Source organism: Polaromonas sp., from assembly GCF_029945925.1.
Taxonomy (GTDB): domain Bacteria; phylum Pseudomonadota; class Gammaproteobacteria; order Burkholderiales; family Burkholderiaceae_C; genus Polaromonas.
Genome location: NZ_JAQSDN010000024.1, coordinates 15841 through 28625 on the forward strand (window position 1 = coordinate 15841; position 12785 = coordinate 28625).

The following is a 12785-nucleotide window of genomic DNA, read 5'->3' on the forward strand; positions in this document are numbered from 1 at the left end:
GTTGTGCCAGCATGGTAGCGGGCTGCTGGTTTTCCGGCGTGAATTACGCTGCCGCCGGGATGAAATTATTTTGATGCGCCGCTACCGGCCTTCGTTTCGCGCACACCGGCGCCGCGTACTTCGATGCGGATCTCGTCGAGCACCTCGCCACTGTCGTCCACCAGTTGCACCACGTGCCGACCCGGCCAGGGCAGCCACTGCGTTTGTGCGCCGCGTGCAAACGGCTTGCCGTCCATCAGCCAGCGCAAGTCGCCGCCCTGGGCGCTGAAGCTCACGCGTTGGCGGTTGGGCGGAATGTCGGGGTCCAGCGCCACGATGGTGCCGTTGGCGGGCGTGGTGATGCGTGCTGCGACAGCCGCCACGTCGTTTGATTTTTTTAAGCCTTTTTCGCCTCCAGCCCTTGTCCTGTCTGCGCCAGCAGCTCCTGAATAAATAGCAAAAAGGGCCTGCTCCGTGCCCCGGAGAAACCATTCGCTGCGCGCCGCCTCGATCGGCGTGCCCGCTGCATCGGCAAAGGTCACCTGTTTTTGCATCACACCCGCCGGCGGGGCTGGTGCGCGGCTGGGCTCGCTCTGGTGCAGGTAATTCATCAGTGCCGCCCAGACCGGTGCGGCGCCGCTGGTGCCGCTGACGTCCCACATGGGCGCGCCGCTGGCGTTACCCACCCAGACACCCACGGTGTAACGCTGCGAGAAACCCACCGCCCAGTTGTCGCGCATGTCCTTGCTGGTGCCGGTTTTCACCGCGGTCCAGAAACGTGTGGCGAGGATGCTGTCGGTACCGAAGGTGCGCGCGCGTGCCAGCGGGTCCGAGAGGATGTCGCTGACGATGAAGGCGGCGCCGGGGTCGATGGCGGGTGCTGCACGGAATGCGGCGGCTGCCCTCACCCCCGCCCTCTCCCGGGAGGAGAGGGTGTCAGAAGAAGATCGCGAGGCCGGTGTACTGCTGGTGTTACTCCCTCGCCCTTGGGGAGAGGGCAGGGGTGAGGGCTCCCCGAATGACACCGCGCCGTAGCGCCCGCCATTGGCCAGCGCGCGGTAGGCATTGGCCAGCGCCAGCAGCGAGACCTCGCTGCTGCCCAGCGCCAGGCTGTAGCCGTAGTAGTCGCCGGTTTCCCGCAAAGGCAGGCCCACTGCCCGGAGCTGCTTGTGGAAGGCGTCGGGCGAGACCATCACGAGTGTGCGCACGGCCGGCACGTTGAGCGAGGCACCCAGCGCGGTGCGGCTGGACACCAGGCCCTTGAACTGGCGGTCGTAATTTTGCGGAATGTAGAGGCCGCCGGCCGTGGGGATTTGCGAAGACGAATCTTCCAGCAGCGATGCGGCCGTAATGCGCCGCTCGGCAATCGCCTGGGCATACAGAAAAGGCTTGAGCGTGGAGCCGGGCTGGCGCAGCGCCAGCACGCCATCGACCTCGGCCGCGTCGCTGAGCTCGCCCGAGGAACCGACCCAGGCCAGCACCTCGCCGCTGGCGTTGTCGAGCACGACGATGGCACCGTCTTCCACATGGCGGCCGCGCAGCTCGCGCAGTTGTTGCGTGAGGGTTTGCACCGCAAAGCGTTGCAGCGGGGCGCGCAGGGTGGATGTGAGGGTGTGGCCGCCCAGGTTCGAAGATCCCTCACCCCAACCCTCTCCCCGAGGGAGAGGGGGCAATACCAGTGAGCCCGCCTTGCTCCCTCGCCCCTTGGGAGAGGGCTGGGGTGAGGGCGGCGCGTGCAGTGCCAGCAACCTCCTGGCCAGATGCGGCGCCATGCCTTCTGTCGCGTCAAAAGCCCGCCGCTGCAGCGCCGCGCTGGCAAACAGGTCCAGCCCTGCGCAATCTGTTTTGGTGGGCGCCTGCATGGCTTTCAGGACGCCGCAGGCGCGCTGCGACACCTGCACCGCTTTCGCATTCGGCGCCCGCACCAGCGCGGCCGCCACGGCAGCCTCGCGTTCGTCCAGCCCGTGCGCGGCCTTGCCGAACAGGGTGCGGCTCAGCGCGTCGATACCGACAAGCTCGCCGCGAAAAGGCACAAGGTTGAGGTAAGCCTCGAGGATCTGGTCCTTGCGCCAGCTGCGCTCGAGCAGTTGCGCCGACACCGTCTGGCCGATCTTCTGCGTGATGCTGCGACCACCGGCGCTGGCCCGCCAGTCTTCGTCCAGCAAACCGGCCAGCTGCATGCTGAGCGTCGAAGCGCCGCGCGTTTTGGTGTTCCACAAATTCCCCCAGGCTGCGCTGGACACAGCCCGCCAGTCCACGCCGCTGTGTTCGTAAAACCGTTTGTCTTCACTGAGCACGAGCGCCGTGCGCAGTGCCGGCGAAATATCCGGCAGCGCCACCCACTGGCCGCGCCGCACCGTGCTGTCGGTGCGCAGGCGCTGGATGACTTCGCCGCTGCGGTCCAGCACCAGCGTGTCGGACGGCCGGTATTCGCGTTTTACCTCATCGAATGTGGTTGCAGCCCAGGCGGGACGGGCGCAAGCAGCTATTAAAAGCAGAGCGAATAAGCTTCTTTTAAGAGACCAAGACCTAATCGTATGACTTGTCAAACTCATTGCTGACCACTGTAGTGAGCATTGATGAAGTGCGCTGTGTTCTCGTACTTTGCTTTTACATCAAAGGGTAGTGACTCCCATGGCCCGAAGTACTGCGAGAAGCCTTCATATATTTGTGGCGCCAGTAAGGGCGGTTGAGCGTTGATGCTTGTCGCCATGATCGCAGGCCAATTCACAGCATATCCGTCCTGCTTTTTCCCCTTTAGAGGTATTGGCGCTGATATCACCACATCGGCCCGACCAGATTGAAAGTTCGCGGCCTTGGAGCGTTGATACACCTCTTTTGACGTCGTAATACCTATCCACTGTGCCGCTTCTCCAAGATGGTAAGCCTCGATGAGTGCGGGGCCCGCGTACATAGATTTGTCTAAGTTGAAGAAGAACGTGCCAAACGCGATGCCGGCGCGGACCGGAATGCATAGATTCAACGCTTTATTCAGAAATTCCGTCGTTACGACGATGATTGAACGCAAATCCTTCAGACTTTCACCTTTAGTGAAAAGCACAATCGTGTCTGAAAACGTGACTGTTTGTATTTGATCTGGCACATGGACTCGTTCCGCTGTATCCAGGAAATCGATTCCAACTCGATGAGTTTCTTCACGTACGCTCACCAGATCCGAGAGCAGCTGCCAAGCTAACTCAGCATCTTTCTCGACGAGGGAAGACATTCCGAGCACATCAATGTGCGCAACAAATCGCATGTTGTTCATGATCAACGTGTTGCTTCCACCTTCACCCGCGCATTCGGTATTTCACCAAACATCTCGGGCGCATACATCGCTTCCACACGGCTCGGCGGCAGCGCGAAGTCGCCGACGTTGTTCAGGCGCACGGTGTATTCCATCTTCACCACGCCCTTGGGCAGGTATTCGTAATAGCTGCGGAAGGCCTCGAAGCTGCGCTCCTCGAACGCGGGCCAGCCCGCGCCCGTTTTCTTCTCGCCGCTGGTGGCGATCTGCGAGTCGCGGCCCAGGCCGCTGCCGAGAATGGTCGCGCCGCCGGGCACCGGGTCGCTGATCACCACCCAGGTCATGTCAGCGCTGGCGTTGACTTCCAGCGAAACGCGGACCACGTCACCGCGTGTGTAGATGCCTTTGACGGCCTGCTCCACCGGTGTGATGGTCTTCTTGATCTGGTAACCGGCGTTGAACGGTGCCTTCAACTGCACCGCTGCAAGCGACTGCAGAGTGAGCCACGGTTTGCCGGGGCCCTGGTGCATCACGGTCAGCGTGTCTTTGCCGCTGCTTGCCCAAGGCAGGAACATGCTGTTGTTGCGCAGGTTACCCGGTGCTGCGGGGGCGCCGAAGAAGGTGGTCTGGGTGGACGCACCGCTGGCGTCGGTTGTCTTGATGCGTTCGACCTTGAGCCAGTCCACACTTGCGGTTGCTGCGGCCAGCGTGGCCTTGGTGATACCGGCGACCGGCGTGGCTTCGAACTTCGCCGAGAAGCGGTCGAGTGCCAGCCCGCCCCAGAGGTTGGCGGTGGTGGTTTGCCAGGCGCCTTGTTGCTGGCGTGCGATGAAACCGTTGGCCAGGCGGCCCATGTCGTCCTTCCAGGCCGGGTCGTCCATCACCGCCAGCATCAGGCGCGCGGTGTTGACGTCGCCGTTGGTCATCAGCCACCACCAGTAGTCGTCTTTTTCGGTGCTGAAGCTGACTTTGGTGCCTTGCCACGACAGCCGTGACCTGAGCACCTGGTTCGCCTCGGCAAGGCGTTGCTCGCGCTGCGGCACGTCGGTCACACGTTTGAGGATGTTCAGCCAGTCGATCACCGCATGGGTCGGCCACTGGTTCGGTGCAATCGTGATGCTGCCCAGCATGCGGCCCTGGGCCTTGCCGTAACGCGACAGCGCTTCAATCGCGGCGAGCTTGCGCACGTCCAGGTCCTTGCGCGGGCTCCAGAACTCGCGCTGAATACGCCCTTCGACAAAGGCGATCAGGCCGCGTTCCATCGGCGCGCGGGCTTCGTCGGGCAGGGCGAACGCGGGGTTGAGGGCCGCGGCTTCGTGGGTGGCTGCCAGCAGGTAGGCCGTCAAGGTGTCACTGCCGCGCGAGGCGTCGCCGTCACGCGGCGGGAAATAACTGGCCAGGCCGTCGCGGTCGAGGTAGCCCGGCAGTTGTGCCAGCACGGTCTGCCAGAGTTTGGCGTCACGCAGGCCGACGGCCTTGCTGGTTTTCTGCTCCAGGCAGGCAAAGGGGTAATTGGCCCACCAGTCACGCACGCCGTCCAGGCCCTCTGCGAGTTTCGGTTGCAGTGACATTTTCAAACCTCCGCGGCCGGGCAGGGCATCAGCCGGCGGGTTCACGTCGAGCGTGAAGGACCCATCGACCTGCACCAGCGTGGCCTGCTGCACTGTGAGCGGCACGGCGGGAATGATGCGCTGGCGTGCCTTGAGGCCGTCGCGTGCACCGCTCACCGTGTCTTTGGCTTCAATCTCCCAGAGGATGGCCTCGGCGCGCGTGAGTGCGAGCTGCGCCGGCGCTGTCACCATCCAGGCCACTTCACGCGCTTCACCTGCAGGAATGTCGATGGTTTGCGGTTTGAGATCGAGCAAGGTCGCGCGCGGGCTCACTTCCACCTTCATCGCGGTGTTGGTCGTGTTTCTCAGCGTGATCTGCGCGCGGAACTGGTCGTCCTCGCGCACCAGTGGCGGCAGGCCGCTGATAATCTGCAGGTCCTGCGTGGCCCGGATGCTGGTCTGGCCGGTGCCGAAGAAGCCGGTGCCGCTGTCGGCCACCGCGACAATCTGGAAAGTGGTCAGCGCGTCATTGAGCGGCACGGTGACCACGGCCTGGCCTTTGGCGTCGAGCACGACTTTCGGGTTCCACAGCAGCAAGGTGTCCAGCAGCTCACGCGTGTTGCTGCGCCCGCCGCCACCGCCGGCCGGCACGGCCTTGCGGCCGTAGTGCCTGCGGCCGATGATCTCCATCTGCGCGGTCGAGGTTTCCACGCCCCATGAGCGGCGCTGCAGCATGGCGCCCAGCAAGTCCCACGAATCATTGGGCATCAGCTCCAGCAAGGCCTGGTCCACCGCGGCGACGGCCACCTCGGCACCCTCTGCCGGCTGGCCATTGGGCAGCTTCGCCGTGATCGTGACCTGGGCCTGGCCGCGCACCGGGTAGCTCTCCTTGTCGGCCTTGACCGTCACCGCGATCTGGTGAGCCTGGGTGCCGACGCGAATTTCCGCCACGCCGAGGCGGAAGGCCGGTTTGCTCAGGTCCACCAGCGCGGTGGGTGCCACATACTCGCGGCCCTCGTACCAGAACGAGGTCCACCATTCACGCGGCGCCTTGAATCCCCAGGTGAAGAAGCTGTACCACGGCACTTCGCGCAGGCGGCCGCGCAGGGCCAGCACACTGACGTACACGTTCGGGCCCCAGCCGTCCTTGACTTGCAGCTGAATCGTTGGGTCCTGGCCGTTGAGCTGCACCACCTGGGTCTCGATGATGCCTTCGCGTTCAATCGCCACCAGTGCGGTTGCAAAACGGAAGGGCATGCGCACCTGGAATTTGGCGGTCTCGCCGGGCTGGTAGGTCTTCTTCTCGGGCAGCACGTCCATGCGGTCGTGGTCCTCGCCGCCAAACCAGAGCTCGCCCTGTTTGGTGACATAGACCGAGCTGGCGGCCTGGATGGAGTTGCCGCTGCCGTCCTTCGCGGTCACGACCAGTTCGACTTCGCCGGGCTCGCCGAGTCTGGCCTCACACAGCAGCAGGCCGCGGCTGTCGCTTTTGCCGCTGCAGACGCTGCCGAGGTCCTTGATGTCGGTCTTGTTGTCGTAGGTGTAGAAGCCGCCCACCATGCGTTTGCGGCTGGTGGTGACGATGCGCGCCACCGCCTTCACCTCCAGCGGCACGCCGGCAGCCGGTTTGCCGGCCAGGTCCAGGGCCAGCGCCTGGAACCTGATCTTCTGGCTGCTGGACACCCAGCCTTCGGTCTTGATGCCGGCGACCACGGCGGCCGGCCAGAGCGTGGAGACGCTGCGAATCGTCTGCACCTCGCCGTTCGGATCGGCGTAGCTGGCTTCGAGCAGCAACTCCCTGGGCTGCTTGCCGGCCGGCACGTCCTGGATGGTGAGCTTGCCGGCACCGTTGCGGTCCAGCGTGAGGGGCAGTTTGTCGGCAATCACGCGCTGGTCCTGCGCGGCCGTGGCCTCCTCCTCGCCTTCGCTGCCTTCCCCGCGCCGGGCGCGCGGCGGCGAGAAGCTGAAGGCCTCGTGATCGCTGTAACTCAGGGTTTTGCCGCGCACCAGTGCCGACACGCGCACCGGCAGATTGACGGCGGCGCCGCCGGAGACGTAGTTGACCTGCACATCGGTGGGCACCGAGCTCACGTTGATCAGGGCTTTTTTGTCGGCCGGGGTGATGCGCCCTTCGAGCACCGGCAGGCGGAACTCTTCCACGCGAAATTGTCCGCTGCTGAAGCTGCGGTTTTTTTCGTCGCTGGCTTTGAGCTGCACTTCGTAGATGCCGAGTTTGGCCGCGGGCGGAATCGCAAACGTGTTCTCGGCGCTCTGTCCACCCGTCGCGGTTTTGCGCCAGTTGATGGGCTGGGCGTACTGCTGGCCGCTGCCGATGTGGGTCACCACCAGGGTGGCGGGCGGCGCTTCGACGATGCCAAACCCGCGGCTGGTCTCGGTGCGCAGAATGTGTTTCATCGACACGGTTTCTCCGGCCCGCAGCAGCGTGCGGTCGAAAATGGTGTGGGCGCGCGCATCGGGCTGCGGGTCCTGACTGGTGGGCACATTGAAGCGCCAGGGTTCAATGCCTTTTTGCCAGTTGCTCCAGGTGAAGGCCATGTCTTCGATGCCGTCCACCGTGGCGCGCGCGCTCACAAAGTAGGTGTTGCCGGCGTCGTCATCGTCGCAGCGCAGCGGGTCGGACGACAGGCCGGTGAAGCGGGCAAGGCCTTGCGCATCGGTCGTGGCCTTGGCCAGCTCCTTGCCATCGCAGCTGGAGACACGCACGGCGGCGCCGGCGACGGGTGCACCCTTGTCCAGCGTGGTCACCCAAGCCAGCGCGTTTTCGCGGCCCAGCTTGAAATGCACGCCCAGGTTGGTGACCAGCGCGGAGGTACGCACAACCATGGTCCGGCTGTCACCGTGGCGTTCGTCGAGCAGAGAGGCACCGAGCTTTGGCGAGGCAATTTCGACCACGTGAAAGCCGGGCGAGAGCGGGATACCGATGACCTCGAACGGTCGAGGGTCACCACTGGCCGGCTTCGGCAAGTCCAGCGTTTTCACGCCGGGTTGGCCATTGAGCAGCGAGAGCATGCGCGACTGCACGTACTCTTTGCTTTGCGCGTCAATGGCCTTGGGCAGAGGGCCCTTCACGTCCCTGCCGGCCTGGCCGCGGTCCACCTGGTAGCCGTTGTAATGCTCTATCTTGCGGAACCAGGCAATGATGTCGGCATCGGTTTTGGGCTGCAGGTCGCTGACCTTGCCCGGCGCCAGGCCCCTGACCTGCAGCGCGGCTTCGACGTTGCGCAGCGTGACCGGCAGCAGCGCCGGGTCACCCGCTTTGGCGCCGGGTTCGGCAAAACGCTCGACGATGCCAAACGGTGCGGCGGAAAATTTGGCCAGCGGCGGCATGGCGCCGGTGGCGAACTTCAAAGGAAAGTTGTCGGCATTGCGCAGGGCGCGGCCGGAAGCGTCCTTGAAGTCTTTGGGAAGCTCCACCGTGAAGGCGGTCTGCTCTGCAAAAGGCGGCTGGAAGCTGACACCGTTGACCACGTTGTCGCCGTCGCCGCCCTCTGTGTCGAACACCGGCTTGAGCGTGTCTTTGGCAGATTTGAGGCGAATCGCCTCGGCCAGCTTGCGCGGTACCGGCGCGTTGAAGTCCAGGCGCATGGGGCGTATCGGCAGGCAGGCCGACTGCGCGTTTTCGCGCTCGCAGTTGAAGCTGGCGGAAAACGGCTCGCGCACCTGGAAGTTGTAGCGCCGCTCCACCGAGTTGGCCACGCCGCTGGGTGTGCTCACGCCTTTGCCATAGACCAGTTGGAGCTTGCTGGCCGGTGTGAGGCGGCGGTTGCAGGCCAGCGTCACCACGCGCAAGGGGTCTTTTTCTGCTGCCTTGTCCAGGTTCTGCGACTTGAGCAGCGCCTCCCGCTCCTTGCCTTCGATCAGTTTCACGGGAACCCGCTCGCCCAGGCCCTCGACCGAGCACCACACGTTTTCGCGCACGCTGGCCAGTGTGGCCGGGCCGTTGAGCTGCAGCACGAAGTACTGTTCTTCGTCGATGCGCTGGTAAGTGCCGGGCCGCAGGTTCTGCACGAATGGACCACCGGTGTTGAACTTCCACGACAGCTTGCCGCTGATGGCCTGACCTCTGGGTGAACGGAAGGTGGTGATGCCCTGCAGCGTGCAGCTGACGCCGGGCGGCAGATCATTCTCGAATTCAAACGCCCACTGGCGGTCGCTGATCCAGCGGCCCGAGCCTTTGGTGGCCTGCGCGTCGCTGCAGCTCAGGCTGACGGGGGCGGGCGCTTTGGGGTCGCCGAAGTTGACGGCGCTTTCATCAAACTTGACGGCAATCTGCCGTACCTTGGCAATTTCCCCCTGGGGCGAGCGACTGGTGACCTGCAGGGCCTGCGCGCTGGTGGGCAGGTACAAAGCAGCGGCTGCCGCCAGGGCTGCGGCTGTTCTCATGGTGCTTGTGGCCACGGTTCCTCCTCGTTAGGAGGTCAAGCGTAGCCGATTTGCAGGTAACAAAACAGCGCAGGCTCACGGAACAAAGGCGCAAAAAAAAGGCGGGCATCACCCCGGCTTTTCAGCCGAACATCAAGGCCGGCCGGCTCAGCCCGGGGTGAGCCGGCTACGGTGCCGTGCAATTTGCGCGCGCACCTGCACTGGTGCCGTGCCGCCCAGCGTGTTGCGGGCGTTCAGCGAGCCGCGCAGGCTCAGCACGTCGTACACGTCTTTCTCGATCTTGGGGTTGAACTCCTGCAGCACCGCCAGCGGCAGCTCTGACAAATCCACCGCGTGGGAGATGGCGGCCTTGACGGCGTGCGCCACGGCCTCATGGGCATCGCGGAAGGGCAGGCCTTTCTTGACCATGTAGTCGGCCAGGTCGGTGGCGGTGGCGTAACCCTTGAGCGCGGCGCGCTCCATCGCTTCGGGCTTGACGGTGATGCCACCCACCATCTCGGCAAAAATGCGCAGCGTGTCTTTCAGCGTGTCCACGGTGTCGAACAGCGGCTCCTTGTCTTCCTGGTTGTCCTTGTTGTAGGCCAGCGGCTGGCCCTTCATCAGGGTGATCAGGCCCATCAGGTGGCCGACCACGCGGCCGGTCTTGCCGCGTGCGAGTTCGGGCACGTCGGGGTTTTTCTTCTGCGGCATGATGGACGAGCCGGTGGTGAAGCGGTCGGCAATATCGATGAAGCCGAAGTTCTGGCTCATCCACAAAATCAGTTCCTCGCTCATGCGGCTGATGTGCACCATGGCCAGCGCGGCGGCGGCGGTGAATTCAATCGCGAAGTCGCGGTCGCTCACCGCGTCCAGGCTGTTCTGGCAGACCTGCGGCTGGCCCTTGTCATCGACCATGCCCAGGGTTGTGGCGACACGTTCGCGGTCCAGCGGGTAGCTGGTGCCGGCCAGCGCGGCGGCGCCCAGCGGCAGGCGGTTGACGCGTTTGCGCACGTCCTGCAGGCGCTCGGCGTCACGCGCAAACATCTCGACATAAGCCAGCATGTGGTGGCCAAAGCTCACCGGCTGGGCCACCTGCAGGTGGGTGAAGCCGGGCAGGATGACCTCGACGTTTTTCTCGGCGATGTCCACCAGCGCCTTTTGCAGGTCGGTCAGCAGCGCATCAATCAGGTCGATCTCGCCGCGCAGCCACAGGCGCACGTCGGTGGCGACCTGGTCGTTGCGGGAGCGGCCGGTGTGCAGGCGTTTGCCGGCGTCGCCGACGAGTTGGGTCAGGCGCGCCTCGATGTTCAGGTGCACGTCTTCGAGGTCCAGCTTCCATTCAAAGGCACCGGATTCGATGTCCTGACTGATCTGCGCCAGCCCCTGCTGAATGGCCGCATGGTCGGCGGCGCCGAGGATTTTTTGCGCCGCCAGCATCTCGGCATGGGCAAGCGAGCCGGCGATGTCGGCCTGCCACAGGCGCTTGTCAAAAAACACGCTGGCGGTGTAACGCTTGACCAGGTCGCTCATGGGTTCGGAGAACAGGGCGGACCAGGCTTGGGATTTTTTGTCGAGTTGGCTCACGGGAGGCTTTCTGTGGAGGACCGTCTGGCGGCAGCGATGGCGTCTCGCTGCGACAACATTATTGGGGGAAGTACGGGTTTGACGCCGGTTTCAAGCGGGCTGCCGGTGCAATACTAGGGATTTTATCTGCGTGCAGGAAAGCCCCGTCAAGCGGGGGCCCGGGACCCCCGGGGTCAGCCCGCGCGCAGAACCGGACACGGAGCAAACGAGCCTTTTCATGCAGTTCAAGCCCGACCTTTCGTCTTTTGGCGAGTCGACCGTGCTGGGTGGTTACAGCCAGCCCGGGGACGTGTCTGCGCCCCTGCCAGTCCGTGTCAATGTGTTTGACGCCTGCAATGTCGGCGTGGTGCTGCGCGCCGTGCTGTTTGTCGAGGCGGTGGTGGGCGTCGGCGCGATGTTCGGCGCCGGCGTCTTTGTCGACTGGCTGCTGCGTTTTTCGCTGCTGACCGGCGGCGTGCTGCCCGCCACACTGGCCTGGCTGATCGCTGCCTGCGTGCTCAAGGGGCGGCTGGCCCGACTCGGCACGACGCAGCAGTGGGTGGCCGGCGTGGCCCTGGGCGCGCTGGCGGGCCTGTATGGCTGCGGCCTGCTGGTGTTGCTGAACCTGCTCGATCCGGCGCCCTGGTGGGCCAGCGCCGCGGCCGGCGCCCTGTTGTCGGCGGTGCTGGTAGCCGGGCTGGTCTGGCGCGCCAAGGCGCGCACACCGGCGGCCACGGCGGCGCGCCTGGCCGAACTGCAATCGCGCATCCGGCCGCATTTTCTGTTCAACACGCTCAACAGTGCGATCGCGCTGGTGCGCGCCGAACCGGCCAAGGCAGAAGCCGTGCTGGAAGACCTCAGCGAGCTGTTTCGCCATGCGCTGGCCGACCAGACCGAGTCGGTCACGCTGGGGCAGGAAATTGCCCTGGCGCAGCGTTACATGGCGATCGAGCAGATCCGTTTTGGCGAGCGTCTGCAGGTGCAATGGACCCTGGACCCCGAGGCCGACCCCGCCAAATTGCCGCCGCTGCTGCTGCAGCCGCTGGTGGAAAATGCGGTGCGCCATGGCGTGGAGCCCAGCGCCCAGGGTGCGCAGATCAAGATCAGCACCGAGCGGCGCGGCAGCGTGGTGGTGCTCAAGGTGACCAATTCCACCCCGGCCGGCGTCGGTGAGCGGGGGCACGGGCTGGCGCTGGCCAATGTGCGCGAGCGCCTGGCGCTGCTGCACGATGTGCAGGCGCAATTCAAGACCGTGTTCAAGGACGGTGTGTTTCAAGTGAGACTGGAGATTCCGCTATGACTGGCAAGTTGAGGGCGCTGATTGTGGATGACGAGGCGCTGGCGCGTTCGCGCCTGCGCACGCTGCTGGGCGACTGCACGGCGCCGCCCGCCTGCGTGGCCGCCGAAGCCGCGCATGCGGTGCAGGCCATGGACGCCCTGCGCCGCGAAACCTTTGATGTGGTCCTGCTCGACATCCGCATGCCCGGCGCCGACGGCATCGCCCTGGCGCAGACCATCGCCCGCATGCCGCAGCCGCCGGCGGTGGTGTTTGTCACCGCGCATTCCGAACATGCGGTGCAGGCCTTCGATCTCGAGGCGGTGGACTACCTGACCAAACCCGTGCGGCTCGAGCGGCTGCAGCAGGCGCTACAAAAAGTGGAGCGGCTTGCGCAGGCGGGTAAAGGGCTGGAGGCCGATTCGAATGGTGATTTCCTGATCATCCAGGACCGCGGCCGGACCGAGCGTGTGCCGCTGGCCGAGGTGCTGTACCTCAAGGCCGAACTCAAGTACATCACGGTGCGCACGGCGGGCAAAAGCTACATCCTCGACGGCAGCCTCAACGAACTGGAGGAAAAATACCCCCAGCAGTTCATGCGCATCCACCGCAATGCGCTGGTGGCCCGCCGCGCGGTGCGCGCGCTTGAAAAACACTTTGATCCCGAAGAAGGGGAGGGCTGGGCCGTGCGGCTCAACGGCATCGACGAGTTGCTGGCGGTTTCGCGCCGCCAGCTCAGCGCAGTGCGCGAGGCCATCGCCGCTTGAACACGCCGCCTGGCTCGAAC

The 12785-nt window shown here is 64.7% G+C and carries 6 protein-coding genes; 2 read left to right on the forward strand and 4 right to left on the reverse strand.

Annotation, left to right across the window (positions count from 1 at the left end):
* Positions 1–65: 65 nt before the first annotated feature.
* From PSV40_RS06140 to argH, 4 genes are all read right to left on the reverse strand, one after another.
* Entirely contained in the window at positions 66–2534 is a 2469-nt protein-coding gene (locus tag PSV40_RS06140; RefSeq protein ID WP_300535535.1) for a transglycosylase domain-containing protein, read from the reverse strand.
* Positions 2531–3247: a hypothetical protein gene (locus tag PSV40_RS06145; RefSeq protein ID WP_300535537.1), complete on the reverse strand. Its 717-nt coding sequence runs from the start codon at positions 3245–3247 to the stop codon at positions 2531–2533. The genes PSV40_RS06140 and PSV40_RS06145 overlap by 4 nt, the downstream gene beginning before the upstream one ends.
* Before the next feature lie 2 nt (positions 3248–3249).
* Positions 3250–9180 (reverse strand): MG2 domain-containing protein, encoded by a 5931-nt coding sequence (locus tag PSV40_RS06150; RefSeq protein WP_300535595.1) that lies wholly within the window; start codon positions 9178–9180, stop codon positions 3250–3252.
* 147 nt (positions 9181–9327) lie between these two features.
* Positions 9328–10743, reverse strand: coding sequence for an argininosuccinate lyase (argH, locus tag PSV40_RS06155; RefSeq protein ID WP_300535540.1), 1416 nt, complete (start codon positions 10741–10743; stop codon positions 9328–9330).
* 217 nt (positions 10744–10960) lie between these two features.
* Here argH and PSV40_RS06160 point away from each other — a divergent pair, with 217 nt between their 5' ends.
* Positions 10961–12022, forward strand: a complete 1062-nt coding sequence (locus PSV40_RS06160) for a histidine kinase (RefSeq protein ID WP_300535543.1) — start codon at positions 10961–10963, stop codon at positions 12020–12022.
* Complete coding sequence (locus tag PSV40_RS06165) at positions 12019–12765, forward strand: LytTR family DNA-binding domain-containing protein (RefSeq protein WP_300535546.1); 747 nt, start codon at positions 12019–12021, stop codon at positions 12763–12765. The genes PSV40_RS06160 and PSV40_RS06165 overlap by 4 nt, the downstream gene beginning before the upstream one ends.
* The last annotated feature ends 20 nt before the right edge of the window (positions 12766–12785 follow it).

Excerpts from the sequence above, each read along its gene's own strand:
- PSV40_RS06145 (WP_300535537.1), bottom strand. The coding sequence starts at position 3,247 with ATGAACAACATGCGATTTGTTGCGCACATTGATGTGCTCGGAATGTCT.
- PSV40_RS06150 (WP_300535595.1), bottom strand. The coding sequence starts at position 9,180 with ATGAGAACAGCCGCAGCCCTGGCGGCAGCCGCTGCTTTGTACCTGCCC.
- PSV40_RS06165 (WP_300535546.1), top strand. The coding sequence starts at position 12,019 with ATGACTGGCAAGTTGAGGGCGCTGATTGTGGATGACGAGGCGCTGGCG.
- PSV40_RS06140 (WP_300535535.1), bottom strand. The coding sequence starts at position 2,534 with ATGAGTTTGACAAGTCATACGATTAGGTCTTGGTCTCTTAAAAGAAGC.
- PSV40_RS06160 (WP_300535543.1), top strand. The coding sequence starts at position 10,961 with ATGCAGTTCAAGCCCGACCTTTCGTCTTTTGGCGAGTCGACCGTGCTG.